This window comes from Chryseobacterium sp. PMSZPI (genome assembly GCF_002835665.1).
Classification (GTDB): domain Bacteria; phylum Bacteroidota; class Bacteroidia; order Flavobacteriales; family Weeksellaceae; genus Chryseobacterium.
Window position 1 is genome coordinate 1 of the sequence record NZ_PIZV01000029.1, and the last position, 19,117, is coordinate 19,117.

Below are 19,117 nucleotides of genomic sequence, written 5' to 3' on the forward strand. Positions count from 1 at the left end.
TTGTTGCTCCACTAGGATCGTGAAGTTCTACCCCGATATTGAAAGATCCTCCTTCCAAAAATACGGCAGAATCATAACTATGGTCATTATAATCGGCAATGACCATTTTAAAATGGTATTCCTGACCGGGAATTACCGTAGCAGTTGCTGTAAGAGGAACGGTTCTTCCATTGAAGTTCGTTTCAATATTGTTGGTATTATATCCTGCAAAATACTGTTCGTTCACAGCAGGACAGCCAAATGCTCCGGGAATTAACGGGTGTATATTCGTAATACTTACAGGGCCCGCTCCTGCAGGAAGTACAGCCATATTGACATAAGGCCCTCCCGAAGTAGGTTTGAGTAGTATTGCAAAAGCATCTGCATAATTACATGGATATGTTGAAGTATATTCCATGGACGCCAGGATATAATTAAATTTGATCTGAGAAGTTGTGGGTATAAAATCAAATTCTAACAGTACCGCATCATTCAAATTACTTGGAGAAACTCCGGTGGCTTGCGCCAAGTCATTATCAGACCCTCCTCCATTAACGTCACTAAGGTCACTCTCAAAACTATTTCCTGCTTTATAAGCATATCCTGTGGAAAGAAGAATACCGTCTTTAAAAGGGAAATTGGTGGTTGCTTTATGAAAATATCCCCATGATCTGTCAGGATCATTTACAGCATGATTGGGTGTAATTTTTACATTGGTCACACTAGGGGCCACACAAGTATTGGTTCCTGATGAGATCAAAACATCTTTCACTAATTGATCTATAGAGAAACTCGATTCCGGATATGTTGGAGTATTTACATCCACAAAAGCTCCTGCTCTTCTTGAAGCATCAGTACTTTTTCTTATAGTAGATTTTCTGGGCTGAAGGGTTTGGGATTGTAAAAAAGTCGAGATTACTAAAAAAAATAAATAAAGCGGTAGGCATCTTCTCATAATACTTTTGTTTCAACAAATTTAATTTTTTTTTAAATATATCGCATACATATTTCACTTTTTTACAATAAAAAGATAAAATTATGAATCCATTTTGCAAAAACACTTTTGAATTTTATTTTTTCCCAATAAAGAATCAGATAGTAAAGTAAAGAGAAAGTAGCCCTACACATAAAAAGCCTTTCAAATGACTTTGAAAGGCTTTTATAAGTACATAAAGATATGTTTAATTTCTATTTTTCAACATAATCCATCCGGACCAGTTTATTTGTGCTTTTGATTTAGGATATTCGAAATTAAACTTATACCAATAGGTTGCCGTAGGTAATTTCTTTCCTTCTACTGTTCCATTCCATACAGGAGTATCTTTAGAAAATCTAAATACCTCAACACCATATCTGTCGTAGATGGAACCGGTAAAATTTTGAAAACGACCAAATGATTTAAGATCTAGTGTATCATTAATACCATCTTCATTAGGTGTTATGATATTATTGATGAGGAATGTGAAAAAGTCTATAGTTCCCACACAATGAGTCCCTACTCTCCTTACTAAAATAGTATAATTGGTATTATCTAAAAGTCCTGAAAACACATTAGATTGTTGCCATGAAACTCCATTATCAATAGAATATTCCAAACTGCTTGGCATATTATTCATTGGAGGGTTTTCTGCAGTTACAGTTAGTGATTTTTTAACACCATCATAATTCATAGCCGTAAAGAAAGGAGTGGCAGCTCCCATTACTTTAACTTTAAAGGTTTTTTTACATAAACCATTATCAATTTCAACAGTATAAATTCCCCATTGATCTACATTTATTTTCTGTGTAGTAGCTCCGGTGTTCCAGATGTATTTATAATTAGGTCCCGCTCCGGCATCCAATGTTACACGATCACCAAGACACATTTCAATATCCGTTAAAGGAGAAGTAATCTCAGGAATGACTTCCACAGTCACACTGGCAGGATTCAGAGACTTACATCCTTTCGCTCCAATAGCATATACTGTAAATGTTGTTGTTTGAAACAAAGTAACGGTCTGCGTATTCCCTGTACCCGGAAAATTACTCCACAAATAGGTTGTTCCTCCTTCCGCAGTCAGAGTAACCGTTTCTCCGGGACAGACTTTAACTCTGGAAGACTTTAATCCGGCTTTAGGAGTTTCTTCTTTTAATAATTTTAATTCAACCAACTTACTACAGAAACCACCATTTGATACGACCACATACAAAATTTGCCCATTGTTACCGTTGTAGTTTAATATATTTTGGATGTTATTATTATTTTGAGCTGTAGCATCTGCCTGATTTTCATAAAATTTAAATATTGCCCCCGGTGTTGTACTAATTGAAGGTATAATTGTACTTAAATCAAAAGTAGTAATATCGGGAGTAGCACAGAGAAGTAAAGTTGCGTTTTGCGCTTGTGGAGTCGTACCTCCGTTAATCTTTATTGAAGCCTTACCGGGGCAAGGATTTCCGGGAACACTTACTTCAATGCTATATGTTCCCGGCTGTACAGCCGTAATGGTATTGGTAGTTGCCCCAGGAATAGGAGTTCCATTATAGAACCATTGATATAATAAATTAGCACCGCTCACAGAAGCTGTAATCACCTGAGGCACATTATCGCATACATTAATTTCAGCAGGTAATGCGGTACCACTAGGATTCAGAAGTTCAACTCCAATATTAAAAGAACCGCCTTCCAAAAATACAGCAGAATCATAGAGTCTGTCATTATAGTCTGCAACAACCATTTTAAAGTGGTATTCCTGTCCAGGAGTCACTGTAGCAGTCGCTGTAAGAGGAACAGTCCTTCCATTAAAATTGGTTACAATATTGGGTTGAGGATTATATCCTCCAAAATACTGTTCATTAACGGCCCCACACCCAAGAGCTGCCGGATGAATATTGGTAATACTTACCGGTCCTGCCCCATTCGGAAGAATAGCCATATTGGTATAAGCTCCACCTGACGTAGGCTTAAGCAAAATAGCAAAAGCATCAGCATAACTGCACTCAAAACTTTTGTTATATTCTTCGGACGCCAAAATGTAATTAAATTTAATTTGTGAGGTAGTAGGTATAAAATCAAATTCTAACAACACAGCATCATTCAGCTTATTAGCAGCTACTCCCACTGCTTGTGCCAGATCAGGGTCCGAACCTCCTCCATTAGTATCGCTAAGGGTTGAGCTTTCAAGGTTGTTTCCTGCTTTTCTTGCGATTCCTGTAGACAACACAACACCATCCTTAAAAGGAAAATTAGTAGTCCCTTTATGAAAATACCCCCAGGCCCTATCCGTATTGCTTACACCCTGATTAGGTGTAATCTTTACATTCGTTATACTCGGAGCTACACAAGTATTGGTTCCCGATGATATCAAAACATCTTTTACCAATTTGTCTATCGTAAAACCCGATGGTGTATATCCCGGGGCATTTACGTCTATAAAAGCTCCTGCTCTTCTGGATATCCCGGCCGGATTTTCGTTAACAGATTTCCTGGATTGAGGATTTTGTGAAAATAAAAATGAGGATATGACAGAAAAAAATAAATAAAATAGTAGTTTCTTTTTCATAATAAGTGGGGTTTTAACAAACTTATTATATCCACCACTAAAATCATAGAAATAACTCTCGTTTTGTACTAAAAACCACAAAATCTTTCAGAAATGAAAGATTTTGTTAATTATTTTCTTTTTTTAAATGTATTTAATTTCTATTTTTTAACAGTATCCAACCTGAACGCTGCTCAAGCTTCTTACTAGCAGGATTTTCCCATTGTACTCTGTACCAATAAGTAGCGGTAGGAAGGTTAATACCTTTTAAAGAACCTCTCCAGATAACATCATTTTTCGTTGCTTTGAAAACCTCAGCTCCATATCGATCAAAAATAGAAGCTGCAAAATCTTTATAATTACTAATTCCGGTAAAGTCTATGGTATCATTTACCCCATCCATATTAGGAGTAATTACATTGCTGATCACCAATGTAAAGTAATCTAACGAAGTTCCACATTTTGCATCTTTAACCCTCACCATCAAATGATAAGTAGTATTATTCAAAACACCATAGAATATGTTGGACGATTGCCAGGTTACTCCACCATCTATAGAATATTCCAGGGTTCCTCCTGTCGGGTTACTCGCAGTAAGGGTAAGAATATGATTATCAAATACAACATTAATAAATTGAGGTAAATCCGGATTGATCAATTGTGCTGAAAAAGTTTTAGAACATGTCCCGTTACTAATGGTTACTGTATAAGTTCCCGCAGTATTTACTGTTATGGTCTGGGTTGTTGCTCCTGTACTCCATAAATATGAGTAATTAGTTCCGGCACCAGCATCCAAAATAGCGCTATCCCCGGCACAGGCATATACATCCGTTAATGTAGAAACAATGGCAGGAACTACTTCAATGGTAACTTTAGCCGGATTTTCAGAACTACATCCATTTCCTCCTAATGCATATACAGAATATTCTGTTGTTATTGTAGGGGTAACTACCTGAGTATTTCCATTTCCGGTAAGACCTATCCAATTATAAGTAACACCTCCTGATGCTGTCAATGTCACAGATTCTCCGGCACAAATTTTCAATTTAGAAGCCACTAAGCCGGCTATTGGAGGACCTACCTGTACAGTAACGCTTGCCGGTGTTGTAGAAACACATCCATTGGCACCCACTGCAAATACGGTATACACTGTTGTATTGGTAGGAGAAACCACTTGAGTATTTCCATTTCCGGTAAGACCATTCCCCCAATTATAAGTAACACCTCCCGATGCTGTCAATGTTACAGATTCACCTACGCATATACGAGGCTGCGATGATACAACAGCAGCAACCGGCGCAACTTTATCTTCAGTAACAGTAACAGTAGTTGTAAAAGTACAGCTTAAATTACCGGGTTGAGATACATTGGTAACGGTTAATGTATATAATCCTCCAGCACTTACTACAGGAGTTAATGTATTAGCTCCTGATACTATCGTTCCGCCAGTCCAGGCTATAGTAGATCCGGCAGGTACTACGGAGGCTGTAGCATTCAGGGTAATTTGAGGAGTTGTACAGGTAATGGTTTGAGGAGGAGCAATTGTTAGTGTAGTTTCAGCCGTTCTTAACAATTGTAAGGAAACCACATAGCTACAACCTCCATTACTTACAAGAACATAAATTGTTTGATTTCCCGGTGGCGAATATGCTGTAGGATTAGCAATAAAATTACCATTTGCAGCATTAGCATCTGCCTGATTGACATAATATGTAAAAGTGACTCCTGTAGCCGTAGTAATTTGGCTTTGAGCATCAGTAAGGTTGTACGTTAACCCGGGTTGATAACATCTATGTAGTACCGCGTTTTGTGCTGTAAACGGTTGAGATACTTCTATTGTTATTGAAGCAGGATTTTGGGACACACATCCATTCGCTCCTACGGCCGTCACGGTATAAGTTGTATTGGTGGTTGGAGATACTGTTTGTGTATTTCCGGTTCCCGGAAGCCCCGTCCAATTATAAGAAGCGCCTCCCGAAGCTGTTAACGTCACAGATTCCCCACTACAGATTTTAATCTTACTGGCTGTAAGTGTTGTTGTTGGCGGAGCACTATCCCCTGTTACCGTCACTGTACCTACAGTAGTACAATTAAGGTTTCCAGGCTGATAAGCCTTTGTTATTGTTAATGTATAAGTTCCCGGAGCATTGATAACAGGATTTAAGGTAGTTCCTCCTGAAACAATATTTCCTCCTGTCGTAGTCCAGTTAAATGTCGCTCCCGTTGGATAAACAGAAGCTGAAGCATCTAAAGTAATTTGTGAATTAGTACAGGTTAATGGCACAGGTGGCACAATAGAAACGGTCATCTGTGGAGCCTTCACCAATTGAAGTTCAGCTACTTTGGAACAAAAGCCATTTTTAACCAGAACATATACGGTTTGCCCTCCGGCACTTGGATACGCTATAGGGGTTGGAATTGTATTTCCATTTCCAGCATTAGCATCTGCCAGTGAGGCATAGTATGAAAACGTAGCTCCCGGTGTTGTACTGATCGACGCTTCCGCTGACGTTAAATTAAATATTGCATTTCCAGCTACGTAACAAGCCGTCAGGGTTGCATTTTGCACTGTAGGAGATGTTCCTCCAACAACAGTAATTGTTGCCTCCCCCGGACATGTATTTCCGGCCACATAGACTTTAACAGAATATACCCCAGGTTGCGTTGCTGTATAACTTGCATTCGTTGCTCCCGGAATTATGTTATTATTGAGATACCATTGATAGGTTATATTAGTTCCCTGAACTGAAGCCGTAAACGTTTGCGGAGTATTGTCGCACATATTTACAGAAGCAGGCAGTTGTACTCCTGCGGGATCAAGAATTTTCACTCCGATATCAAATGACCCTGCTTCCAAAAATACTGCTGAATCATAGTTTGGATCCTGATAATCCGCCAATACCATTTTGAAATGGTAAGTTTGCCCCGGAACAACAGTGGCTTTTGCCGTTAAGGGAACAGTACGTCCGTCAAAATTAGTTTCAATTTGAGGGTTATTAAATCCTGCAAAATAAGTTTCATTTTTAGGACCGCAACCGGTAGAACCCGGAATTGCAGGGTGGATATTAGTTACACTTACAGGTCCTGCTGCCCCCGGAAGTACAGCTAAGTTACTATAAGTAGGATCCCCTACTTTTTTTAATAATAAAGCAAAACCATCCGTAATAGAACATGGGAAAGTTTGCTGATATTCTTTAGATGCAAATAAGTATCTGAATGTTATTTCTGTAGATGCAGCTACAAAATCAAACTCTATATATGTCGCATTTCGTAATTTATCATTAGGGATTCCCAATGCAGTTGCCAAATCTGTATCACCTCCCGAACCTATATCATCACTTAAACTGGCATTAAAGGAATTTCCTGCTTTATAAGCAAATCCGGTTGAAAGAACAATTCCTTTATTGAATGGAAAATTGGTTGTTGCTTTATTAAAGTATCCCCAGCTTCTATTCTGATTACTGGCTGGTAGATTAGGAAAAACGGTTACATTACTTACATTGGTGTTAGCGCACGTTCCTCCTGATATAAGAACATCTTTTACCAATTGAGAAATCGCATAGCCGGACTCAGGATAACTTGGTGCATTGACATCGATAAAGGCTCCCGCTCTTTTGGAAACAGCACTGGGGGTTTTAGCCACTTCAACTCTGTCTCTGTTCTGAGAGAGAGCAAAGTTTCCGATGAAAGCAAAAAATAAGATTAAAAATAAATTTCCTTTCCTCCTATTTAACATTTTTATATCATTTTAAACAAAAATACTATTTTTTTTGATTGAATTTCAGTTTAACATAATTTACATTATCACTAATTCAATTTTATTTATCATAGAATATCAACTTTATTTATTTTAATATGATAAAAAAAGACTGACAAAATAGTCAGTCTTTCAATTATCATTCTAAAATTTACTCCATATTTTTAAGCAATATCCAACCTGTTTTCACTGTGAGTTGCTTGCTTGCCGGATCTTCAAAGGTCACTTGGTACCAGTAAGAAGATGTAGGCAATTTCTTACCTTGGAAATATCCATCCCAATACGGTCTGATTTTTTCTGCTTTAAATACTTCTTTTCCGTAACGGTCATATATAATTCCACTAAAGTCTTTATAATCACTTATTCCTCTAAAATCAATAATATCATTAATATTATCTCCATTCGGAGTAATCACGTTTTTCATTACAAAAGTAAAGAACTCAAGGAATCCTACACAACTTGTATATTTAACCCGTACACGAATGGAAATGAGTTTATTTTTGGGAACATTTCCAAACACATTGGAAGATTGCCAAGTAACACCATTATCTATTGAATATTCAAGAATACCATTACTAGGATTGCTCGCTGTAATAATCATAGTTCCGTTATCATTATAGTCAACTTTTGTAATTTCAGGAATAACAGCTTTAATCACCTGTGTTTTAAATATATCAGAGCATACCCCGTTACTAATTTTCACGGTATATACTCCCGGAGTTCCCACCGTAATAGCCTGTGTTGTTTCACCTGTACTCCATTCATACGTATATCCCGGCCCTGCGCCTGCATCTAAAAGAATTTTATCTCCTTCACAAATATGACCTCCCTTCAAATTGGAAACAATAGCAGGTACAACTTCGACAGTAACAGTCGCCGGCTTCAGAGATTTACACCCTTGCGCTCCGATAGCATATACTGTATAGGTTGTTGTTTGAGTAGGACTTACTGTTCTTACAGGATTTGTAGTTGAATTATTAAGCCATTCATACGTCACCCCTCCTGAAGCAGTTAAGACTACCGATTCCCCCACACAGATCTTTAGCTTTGTGGCATTCAATACAGCAACCGGTGTTTCTTCTTTTCTTAAAGTTAAAGTGGCAATTTTACTACAAAATGCACCGTTGGAAACAAGTACGTATAGAATCTGTCCGTCAGTTCCGTTATAATTGGTTACATTGGTAATGTTATTATTATTTTGAGCCTGCGCATCAGCTTGGGTCGTATAAAAACGAAATACGGCACCAGGTGTTGTACTGATTAAAGGCTTCGCATCATTCAGATTAAAAGTACTCTGAGTAGGTGTTGAACAAAGTTTCAAAGTAGCATCTTTGACGGTAGGCGTTGTACCACCGATAACGGTTATTGTTGCTTCACCCGGACAGTTATTTCCCGGAACAGAAACTTTCACTTGATAAACTCCCGGAGCAGTTGCCACGTAAGTTCCCGATGTTGCACCATTGATAGGGACTCCGTTGAGATACCATTGATATGTCATTCCCGGAATAGCAGCTACCTGAGCAACTAAAGTTTGAGGCGTGTTATCACACATTTTCACTTCACTTGGCAGAGGAACACCATTTCCGTCAACAATTTTAATTCCAATGTCGAAAGACCCCCCTTCGATAAATACAGCAGAGTCATAACTATGATCTCGGTAATCCGATAAAACCATTTTAAAATGGTATGCAACTCCTGGTGTTACATCCGCTACTGCCGTTAAAGGAACCGTTCTTCCATCATAATTTGTCACAATATTAGGCGAAGAATTATATCCTGCAAAATATTGTTCATTGATGGCGGGGCAGCCAAGTCCTCCAGTAATTAGCGGGTGAATATTTGTCATTGCAACAGGCCCTGCGTTATTTGGCAAAACAGCAACATTTACATAAGGTCCGCCTGCAACAGGTTTTATCAATAAAGCAAATGCATCCGAATACTGACATGGAAAACTTCCTGTATATTCTTCAGAAGCAAAAATATAATTAAATTTCACCTGGTTAGAATTCGGTACAAAATCAAATTCCAGCATTACATTATCGTTATAATGATCATTAGGATTGGGATTAGGAACCGCAGCCAATAGATCCGGATCATCTATTCCTGATCCCGGTATACTATAACTTGCACTAGATGCCACATTTCCGGCTTCTCTCGCACGGCCTGTCGTTAAAACAATACCGTCTTTAAAAGGAAAGTTAGTAGTTCCCTTATGAAAATATCCCCAAAAACGATCGGTACTCGTAACCGGTTGATTGGGAGTTATCGATACATTTGATACGTTAGGGGTAGAACAAGTAGATCCCCCATTGATCAAAATGTCTTTTACAAGCTGCTCCGGCGTGTAAGTGGAGGGTGTGTAGCCCGTCGCATTTACATCTATAAATACTCCGGCCTTCTTATTCACGGCAGTTACCACATTTTTAGGTGGTTTTCTTTGAGAAAATAAAGAAGTTGAAACCAACGATAGCACTAAGAGAAAGAGGTAGTTTTTTAATCTATAACACAACATTTTAATTTCATTTGCCCAAATGTAGCAAAAAAATCCGTACTAAATTAACCATTTTAATAGTTTTACGTTAATTTAAATCATTTATCAACAATAAAACCTTTATATTTTTATGTTTTTATCAGATAAAAAGAATAAAACACTAAATTAATCTGGGTTCGGGGTAAGAAAATTATGATTTAGGTTATTGGAAGCTGGAAGAGAGAGGTTGGAAGTCCCATCTATAGATGGTTATCATCAATTAGCAGCATCACTGTTTAAAAAAGATGAAAATACGGAAAAAACTGTTCTTTATGACCTGAATTCGGGCTAAGCACTTTCTAATTTAATCAGGATGGAAGCTGGGAGCTTGAAGAAGGAAGTTATTCAGGTCATAAAGAATAACGATTCATCTTTTTTATTAATCTTAAGACAAAAATTAATGATGTCATAGGCTGTCAGTCATTATAACTGAAAGTAACTTCTAGCTTCCAACTCTTTTACCAGACTTCATTGCCCCGAACTCAAGTAATTTTAGCTCAAAATGCACAACAGACTATAATTACTCTTTTTTCATCTGATCAATTTCATTCTGCAATTGCGCAATAATATCTTTTAAGGCTTTTATTTCGTTTTTATTGGAGCTCACATTACTCTTCAACATTACGTTTCTGGCCCTTTCATTATGGTCGTCTTCCTCATCTTCTTCACTGATCTCTTCAATATCTTCCTGAATGTCTTCGATGTCCTCATTGATCTCCTCAATATCTTCACTGATCTCTTCAATATCCTCCTGAATATCTTCAATATCTTCGCTGATTTCCTCGATATCTTCCTGAATATCTTCAATTTTTTCATTGCTTTTGTTCACCGACATCTGAATAAAGATGGCAAGATAAATAGCTTCAAGTGAAAGTACTGTTGTAAGGATCAGAAGCATTTTATCAAATTCGATGATATTCAGCATCGGGAGCAGAAAGGAAGTAATAAACAACAACGTATGAACAATCAACGACTGAATAGATCCTATCCACGCTGTAATACTATCCGCAATTTTTTCAAGAACTTCCGTTTTTTCGTTATATTTTTTCATCATTTTATATTTTACAAGAGCTCTTTGGTAACACCTAATCCAAACAAAGCAAAATCATATTTCGCCGGATCATTTTCATCCATCTTTCTAATAGCCACATCCAGTTCTTCCACTGTTTTCCAATCATTTTGCGTTCTTGATACCAAGCCCAATTTTCGCGAAATATTTCCGGTATGTACATCTAAAGGGATTGATAAATACTTCTGATCTATATTTTCCCAGATTCCAAAATCTACTCCTCGTTTATCTTTACGTATCATCCATCTCAGAAACATAATGATTCTTTTTGCCGAAGAGTTCTTATACGGAGAACTGACATGTTTATGACTTCTGTGCTTTTCCGATTCCAGGAAATTACTTCTGAATCTTTCAATAGCATGTAAAAAGTTAATTTCCGGTTCTTTTATGATAAACCAGCTCTCCAGACTTTCATTTTCTTTATAAATTCTATTGAATTGTTTAATAAAGTAAGCAAAGTCCTGCCCATTAAAGGTCCGGTGTATACTTTTATCCTGAAGACTTCCCAGATCTTTTTCAGAATAATTCTGTACAAAATCGTAAGGAGAATTCCCCATAATATCAAGCATTTTTTCTGCTGATCTTATGATTGATTTTCTATTCCCCCAGGAAATTGTGGCAGCCAAAAAACCGGCAATTTCAATATCCTGTTTTAAAGAAAAACGATGCGGAATTTGTATGGGATCATTTTCGATAAAATCTGGGGCATTGTATTGATCCGCTTTTTCATCTAAAAAGCTTTTTAACTCTTCAAAATTCAACATATCCATTTAAATCTTTACACTTTCCAACGCTTTTGGCAAAAAGGAATTGGGAAAGATATTTCTTGCTTCATCTGTAAATACTGTCAGATCTCCATATCTATTGGAAAAATGCCCCAATATCAGTTTACCAACCTGAGCTTTTTGAGCAATAGTTGCTGCTTCTAAAGCCGTTGAATGTCCTGTATAATCTGCCATCTCTTTTAAATCGTGCAAAAATGTTGACTCATGATATAAAGCGGTTACATTTTTAATGATCGGAATAACGCTTTCAAGATAGCGGGTATCACTACAAAAAGCATAAGAAACGGAAGGTGCCGGCTCAAGGGTTAAAATGTCATTAGAAAGAACATAGCCATCACTCAGTACAAAATCTTTTCCGGCTTTTATGTTATGATAGTCACAGGTTTCAATTTCACTGTATTTGGCAATTTCTTTCATATTAAGATGCCTGTCTTTCGGTTTTTCTTTAAAAAGATAGCCATTACAATAAATTCTGTGATCTAAAGGAATGGTGTAAACTTCTACTCTGCTATCTTCATAGATTTTTTCCGAATAATCTTTATCCAACTCATGATAAACTACTTCAAACCCACGATGTGTTTCTGTAATTTGAAAAATAGTTTCCAACATTTTTTTTATTCCTTTCGGACCATACACATGCAGTGGATTTTCTCTTCCCAATAGACGGAAAGATGCTATGAGTCCCGGAAGTCCGAAACAATGATCACCATGAAGGTGAGAAATAAAAATATGGTTGATTTTTGAAAATCTGGCTTTTGCTTTTCTTAATTGCACCTGTGTACCCTCTCCACAGTCGATCAGGAAGTGTCTTTCCTCCATTTCCAACAGCTGGGCAGTAGGTGAAGAATTAATAGTCGGAATAGCTGAATTAAAGCCTAATATCGTTAAATAAGTACTCAAATCGATAGTTTATAATAACAAATGTACAACAGAAAATCTAAAAAGGGTGTTCTACCAATTATTTTTCAATAAGAAAAGCATAGAAAACACCCTGTTAACCTTATGATTACCTATATTGATTACTCTGGTATTGATCTATATTTTATTCTGTCACTTTTAAAAAATCCATAAACAGATCCAAGGCTTGTTTACGGTGACTGATCTTGTTTTTATCTTCTGGATTCATTTCTGCAAAGGTTCTGTCATATCCTTCAGGAACAAAAATAGGATCATATCCGAAACCTTTAAAACCTTTATTTTCTGTCAATAAATTTCCGTGCACTCTGCCTTCAAAATATTGAGCTCCATTCTCATCATAATAACATAAAACAGTAATAAAATAAGCTTTTCTATTGTCTATCCCCTGCATTTCCTCTAAAACTTTCTCTATATTTTTTGCAAAATCATGGTCTCCTGCATAACGGGCTGAGAATATCCCCGGTCTTCCGTCTAAAGATTCTACAACTAAACCACTGTCATCTCCTAAACTTGGAACTCCTGTCTTTTCAAAGCAGTATTTTGCTTTAATCAGGGCATTGGCATGAAAAGAATCTCCATCTTCTACGATTTCTTCGTGAATATTATAATCCGTAAGACTTTTAACGATACAATCGCTTCCTAAAATTTGCTGAATTTCCTCTTTTTTATGCTCGTTATGCGTAGCTACTAATAATTCCATGTCTATATTCATTTTCAATTTTACTTTTTAACTGTTATTGATTACATTTCAGCGTAATGCACTTTATATTTCTTCATAAAAAGATAGTAGAACAAAGAGAAAAGTACAATTCCTACGGCTAAAATCAGCCATTCTGAAACATTAAATACTTTTGCAAAACTTTCATCCTTACCATACAATACCAATAATGATAACGTCAGGTTATTAAATGCATGTAATAGTATGGGCATTAATAAGGATTTTGTTTTATGATATACCAATCCCAAAACACAACCCAACATTACGGCACTGATAAACTGCCAGGGATTTCCATGAACCACACCAAAAATAATAGAAGCATATAAAATACCCTTCCATGGTTCAACTCCTTTATTAATTAATCCTTTCTGAATGATTCCTCTGAATATGATTTCCTCGAAAATTGGAGCAAGAATCACCGTCATGATAATCATTACAACCGGCTCATCAGTCAACTGACTCATAAGACGGGTAAAATATTCGTAAAATTCTCCAAAAAAAGATCCTGTGGTTGGAATTAAAGAGGTAATAAACTCAGAAATAAACATCATTCCTATCATCATAGGAAAGATCAGAAGGTAAGTATAGAAGTTAACTGATGAAAGATTAAAATTTAATTTCTTTTGAGTCGTTCTTCTCACAATAAAGAAATCGAAAAAAGCGATTGCCGTAAGAAACCCTACAGAATTGGCCACCATCAGGAACCAATCTTTAAGCTCAAGGTTTTCTCTAAATGCGATTTTCCAAAAGGTACTAAATAATGAAACAGCCATTGTTCCTGCAAACAGTCCAACCACCAAAGTAAGCCCTCCGAGCCATGTAAATGTAAACTTCGGATATTTGCTATTTTCCATTCTTTATCTCTGTAATTGTTTATTGAAACAAAGATAATTTTTTTGAATGCCACAAGCAACTAAAAAAGAAAATTAACCATACCAAGGTTTAAAACCTTGATATGGTTAACTTGCCACTCCCCTCGAATTCAAACTCGCCTCTCGGTAACCTCTCAAGCTAATTAATATTTTATTTGAAAACCTCATAAAAAATCACGATTTTTGCAACTTCAAAATACGATATGTCAGACTTAATCAAAGAAATACAAAAAAGAAAGACTTTTGGGATTATTTCCCACCCGGATGCAGGAAAAACAACTCTTACGGAAAAGCTACTTCTTTTCGGGGGTGCAATCCAGGAAGCGGGTGCGGTAAAATCCAACAAGATAAAAAAAGGAGCTACCTCCGACTTTATGGAAATCGAAAGACAGAGAGGGATCTCGGTAGCGACTTCCGTATTGGCATTTGAATACAGAGATCATAAAATCAACATTCTCGATACTCCCGGTCACAAGGACTTTGCTGAAGATACCTATAGAACTTTAACCGCTGTAGATTCTGTAATTGTTGTCATTGACGTTGCCAAAGGGGTTGAGGAACAAACTGAAAAACTGGTTCAGGTTTGTAGAATGAGAAACATTCCAATGTTAGTATTCATCAACAAACTTGACCGTGAAGGTAAAGATGCCTTCGATCTTTTGGATGAAGTAGAGCAAAAATTAGGATTAACGGTTTGCCCACTTTCTTTACCAATTGGTATGGGAAGCGACTTCCAGGGAATTTATAATATCTGGGAAAACAACATTCAGTTATTCCTTGAAGAGAAAAAACAAAAAGTTGGAGACTCTATTAAGTTTGATGATATTAATGATTCTTCAATAGATGAAGTAATTGGTGAGAAGGCTGCCGGTACTTTGAGAGAAGAACTCGACTTAATCCAATCTGTTTACCCGGAATTTAATCGTGAAGATTATATGAAAGGTAACCTACAACCGGTTTTCTTCGGTTCTGCATTGAACAATTTTGGAGTTCGAGAATTATTGGATGCTTTCATTGATATCGCTCCAATGCCGCAACCAAAAGAAAGTGATACCCGTATCGTAAAACCTGAAGAAAGTACTTTTACAGGGTTTGTTTTCAAGATCCACGCGAATATGGATCCTAAGCACAGAGACAGATTAGCCTTCGTAAAGATTGTTTCAGGAACATTCAAACGAAATGAAAACTATTTATTGGTAAGAGAAGGTAAAAAGATGAAATTCTCCTCTCCTAACGCATTCTTTGCCGATAAAAAAGAAGTTGTAGAAGAAAGTTTCCCTGGAGATATTGTAGGTCTTCATGATACGGGAAGCTTCAGAATTGGTGATACTTTGACCGGTGGTGAAAAACTTAGCTTCAAAGGAATTCCAAGCTTCTCTCCGGAACATTTCCGTTATATCAACAACAATGATCCGCTTAAAGCGAAACAATTGGCAAAAGGGATCGATCAGTTGATGGATGAAGGTGTTGCCCAGTTATTTACATTGGAAATGAATGGTAGGAAAATTATCGGAACCGTGGGAGCCCTTCAGTATGAAGTTATCCAATACCGTCTGGAGCATGAATATGGCGCAAAATGTACTTATGAACCACTTTCAATGCACAAAGCATGTTGGGTGGAAGCAGATGAAAAATCTGAGGAATTCAAGGAGTTTGCAAGATTAAAACAAAGATTCCTTGCCAGAGATAAATACAATCAATTGGTATTTTTGGCTGATTCATCATTTACCATTCACATGACGCAGGAGAAATTCCCAAATGTGAAACTGCATTTCATCAGTGAATTCAGAGAGAATTAATTAAAAAGCCAGATGGCTAGAAGATACAATCCGTAGAAAATTTCTGCGGATTTTTTTTGGTGCTCCTTAGCCACCCCGTCAAAAATTCAAGAAATTTTTGCCACCCTTCTGAAGGAAGGGAATTATCACGTCTTCAATTGTGGTATTTGCTACTGTTGGAATGTTCAAAATCTAACGTTCAATATAAAAAACAGTTTGTAAATCTTTTGTAAAACAGATACAAATCACTGAAAATATTACAGTTATAATTTTACGATTAGAATACATCCTATTTACAAGGGCTTCAATCGTTCTCCTATTAATTTTACTTTATCAAAAAAATTAACGTTATGAAAAAGATCGTAATACTAGTCGCTATATCAAGCACATTTATTATGTGCAAAAAAGGAAATATTTCAAAATCTGAAATAGAAGGAGCTTTTAACAATTTAGACAGTACTGCAAGCGCTACAACAGATGCTGTTGATAATGCCACAAAAACAGTTACTAAAGTTCTTGATTCTGCCAATATCAAAATAAAAGATTTTGAAACCACCAAAAATGACATTCAACAGAAAATAGAGAGTACTTCAAAGATTGTAGATTCTTTATCTGATAAAATTGCATCTACAAAACTGGAATCAAAAGTGGAGAAAAAAGATTCTGCTACCAAGAAAACAGAAAAGATTATAGTAAATGTACCGGCACCAAAGGTAATTAAAGAGACCAAAGTTGTTTATAAGGAAAAACCTAAAAATGACGATTATGAGCTCAATATGCAGAAAGACAAAATGATAAAAACAGGACAAATTGCCTTAAAAGCCGATAATGCAGAGACTGTAAAAGAAATCATAAAAGAGGAAGCCATTAAAAATAAAGGGTATATCAAAAGTGAAGATCTCACTTATATTGAATCTGCAGATCGTCGAAGAGAAGATCAGAAAGTCTATACGATGGAAATTAAAGTTCCTATTCAGAATTTTGATGATTTAATGAATACTCTTAACAACGATATTGGAGATATTGAAAGTAAAAATGTTCAGGTTTCAGGGAGTCATTACACGGAAAATGCAATTTGTAGCATCTCTGTAAATCTAACTGACAAAACAGACATTGAAAGGGAGCCTAAAACTTTTGGTGGAAAATCATTAGCAGCCATCACCTCGGGTTGGGATGTTATTACTTCTATATTCCTGTTTATTCTTCCATTATGGCCATTGTTCCTTATTGCAGGTATTGGGTATTATTTTTATAAAAAGAAAAATAAAAACATGTCCGGAAAGGATTCACATTAGGACTGTATTTTTTTCAAAATGAAAACATATTTTTAGAAAGCTTCTTATTTTTTAACACAATAAAACCTTTTACTTTCAAAAACACTATCACTTCAAACATAAGAACCAGGGACTCAAGTTAATCTTCCTTTCAGCAAACTAGCACTTCATGGTAAGCTTTGAAAGGAAGATAATAAAAAAGCTTTATCAATTGTTTTATTAAAATAAATTAAAATTCACTTATAGTAATAAACAGTGTCCCGCTTATTGTCTGTGAATTATTTCTATCAGTATTGATAAAACGTATTCTTACATTAGAAGGAGAGGTAAGCCTTGCTGAAGCTATTGATACAGCTCCCGGCAAATCAAAATTTGGGGACACACTCACTATCGCTTGTGTAGAAGTGGGTCTGTTGGCTGCAGGAATAGTAACATTGACATCTAAAATTCCTGATGAATTAAAAGCCCCTGTTAAAAATGTTGTATCTCCATTACTGATTGAATTGTTGACAGATGCTGAGAAATTAATCACATTTTTATTAACTGTTCCGGTTGTTCCCAGTTTAAAAGCACCATTAACATCTAATCGTGAAGATGCATTAGGTGAAGAAGTATTTATTCCCACCGCCGAAAACATTTTTGTTCCTGAAAATGATTGATCAGTCGTAGTAACTACTCCTCGTGCAGTAGCACTTGCATCCGGTACATTGAGAGTCATACTCCCTCCCAAAGAGACAGGTGAATTTGAAATGTTAATATTATTACCTGAAGTTCCGAGATTTAATGAAATAGTTCCCAAACTGGATGGAGAAACAGGTACCCAGGCTGTTCCGTTCCATTGAAGTAATTGTCCATTGGTTGCTCCGCTCTGCCCTAAAATAATAGGATTGGAAACCGTTCCGTTTCCTGCGATAGGAGCAGCTGTCACAACAGATGTTAATGCTTTACCCTCAGTAACAATCTGTGATGCTGTTGTTCTTTTGAGAACACCACCGTTATCAAATACTACAATAGAATCTTTTACAGAGGCATTAGGACCTGTTTGTCTAATGTTTCGTATACGAGCAGAACCATTAACATCTAATGTTTCAGTAGGTTGCTGTGTGTTGATTCCGACTTGGGAATTTATGTGTATTGCTGCTCCAAGGAGAAGCAACAGTGATAAAATTTTCATCATTTTGTGATTTATTTATTGAGATAAAAGTAGTCAATTCATTGAATGTTCAAAGCAAATCATCAATTTTAATTATTTATCACATAATAATATTAAGACATTCAACTTATGTAAAACATAGAATAGTTTATCAGTGGGACATAGCTAAAATTATTACAAAAAGAAATAAGATTTTCACCAATAGTTATTAACCTAATAATTTAAAAATATATTCTATCAAACACTATATAGTACTTAATCATAATAACCTTTAATTTCTAAATACACTTCAATTTCTTGTCAGAAAACAACAAAAGAATGGTGCTTTAAGCAGGCAGCAGTCTATCAAAATAAAAAAAGCTTCCGGATTGGAAGCTTTTTCGTTATTTCATGTTCACAACTTTATCTACAACAAATTTTGTGTTTCCTCTCCAGGGAAGAGCGCCATTGTATTCTTTGTAATGGAGATCAAAGGTTTTACCACTGTTTGTTTCCAATTGCTTGAAAACTTCAGGATCATCTACGGAAAATTCAAACTCATAGCTTGTAATTCCTCCTGTTTTACCTTTTCCAAAGCCTTCCTGAATAAGTTTACCTTCATATGTTTTGAAGATATAGCCTTTTTTCATGGCATAATTCAGGTAACCGGATTTTACGCCTTCTCCAAAAACGAAAAAGTACTTATACCATACAAATACTCCTAACAATAGCAGTACGACGCCAAGAGTGATCCACAAAGATTTTTTCATAGGGAATGTGTTTT

13 protein-coding genes are annotated in these 19,117 nt (G+C 36.2%); 2 read left to right on the plus strand and 11 right to left on the minus strand.

The window, feature by feature from the left end:
* From CW752_RS06195 to CW752_RS06235, 9 genes are all read right to left on the minus strand, one after another.
* The coding region (locus tag CW752_RS06195) for a choice-of-anchor L domain-containing protein (protein WP_185117579.1) at positions 1-934 on the minus strand (934 nt) is incomplete at its 3' end.
* A 226-nt stretch (positions 935-1,160) separates the two neighbouring features.
* Positions 1,161-3,521: a choice-of-anchor L domain-containing protein gene (locus tag CW752_RS06200; RefSeq protein WP_101238889.1), complete on the minus strand. Its 2,361-nt coding sequence runs from the start codon at positions 3,519-3,521 to the stop codon at positions 1,161-1,163.
* A gap of 133 nt (positions 3,522-3,654) precedes the next feature.
* Positions 3,655-7,236: a choice-of-anchor L domain-containing protein gene (locus CW752_RS06205; protein WP_101238890.1), complete on the minus strand. Its 3,582-nt coding sequence runs from the start codon at positions 7,234-7,236 to the stop codon at positions 3,655-3,657.
* A 172-nt stretch (positions 7,237-7,408) separates the two neighbouring features.
* The gene (locus tag CW752_RS06210; protein WP_228401644.1) at positions 7,409-9,664 is read right to left on the minus strand and encodes a choice-of-anchor L domain-containing protein; all 2,256 of its coding nucleotides are present in this window, start codon (positions 9,662-9,664) and stop codon (positions 7,409-7,411) included.
* Between the two features lie 643 nt (positions 9,665-10,307).
* Entirely contained in the window at positions 10,308-10,838 is a 531-nt protein-coding gene (locus CW752_RS06215) for a DUF1003 domain-containing protein (RefSeq protein ID WP_101238892.1), read from the minus strand.
* 11 nt (positions 10,839-10,849) lie between these two features.
* The gene (locus CW752_RS06220) at positions 10,850-11,620 is read right to left on the minus strand and encodes a TIGR02757 family protein (RefSeq protein ID WP_410493632.1); all 771 of its coding nucleotides are present in this window, start codon (positions 11,618-11,620) and stop codon (positions 10,850-10,852) included.
* Between the two features lie 6 nt (positions 11,621-11,626).
* Entirely contained in the window at positions 11,627-12,541 is a 915-nt protein-coding gene (locus CW752_RS06225) for a ribonuclease Z (protein WP_101238893.1), read from the minus strand.
* A 142-nt stretch (positions 12,542-12,683) separates the two neighbouring features.
* Positions 12,684-13,259, minus strand: coding sequence for an RdgB/HAM1 family non-canonical purine NTP pyrophosphatase (gene rdgB, locus CW752_RS06230; RefSeq protein WP_410493633.1), 576 nt, complete (start codon positions 13,257-13,259; stop codon positions 12,684-12,686).
* A gap of 41 nt (positions 13,260-13,300) precedes the next feature.
* Positions 13,301-14,131: a CPBP family intramembrane glutamic endopeptidase gene (locus tag CW752_RS06235; protein ID WP_101238894.1), complete on the minus strand. Its 831-nt coding sequence runs from the start codon at positions 14,129-14,131 to the stop codon at positions 13,301-13,303.
* Positions 14,132-14,352: 221 nt separating this feature from the next.
* On the opposite strand from CW752_RS06235, the gene CW752_RS06240 reads away from it, so the two are divergent.
* Complete coding sequence (locus CW752_RS06240) at positions 14,353-15,948, plus strand: peptide chain release factor 3 (RefSeq protein ID WP_101238895.1); 1,596 nt, start codon at positions 14,353-14,355, stop codon at positions 15,946-15,948.
* A gap of 329 nt (positions 15,949-16,277) precedes the next feature.
* Positions 16,278-17,222, plus strand: a complete 945-nt coding sequence (locus CW752_RS06245) for a DUF4349 domain-containing protein (RefSeq protein ID WP_101238896.1) — start codon at positions 16,278-16,280, stop codon at positions 17,220-17,222.
* A gap of 208 nt (positions 17,223-17,430) precedes the next feature.
* Here CW752_RS06245 and CW752_RS06250 read toward each other — a convergent pair whose 3' ends face one another.
* Positions 17,431-18,378 carry a hypothetical protein gene (locus tag CW752_RS06250; RefSeq protein ID WP_101238897.1) on the minus strand — a complete coding sequence of 316 codons (948 nt, stop codon included), beginning with the start codon at positions 18,376-18,378 and terminating at the stop codon, positions 17,431-17,433.
* Between the two features lie 359 nt (positions 18,379-18,737).
* Positions 18,738-19,103, minus strand: a complete 366-nt coding sequence (locus CW752_RS06255) for a hypothetical protein (RefSeq protein ID WP_101238898.1) — start codon at positions 19,101-19,103, stop codon at positions 18,738-18,740.
* Positions 19,104-19,117: the final 14 nt, after the last annotated feature.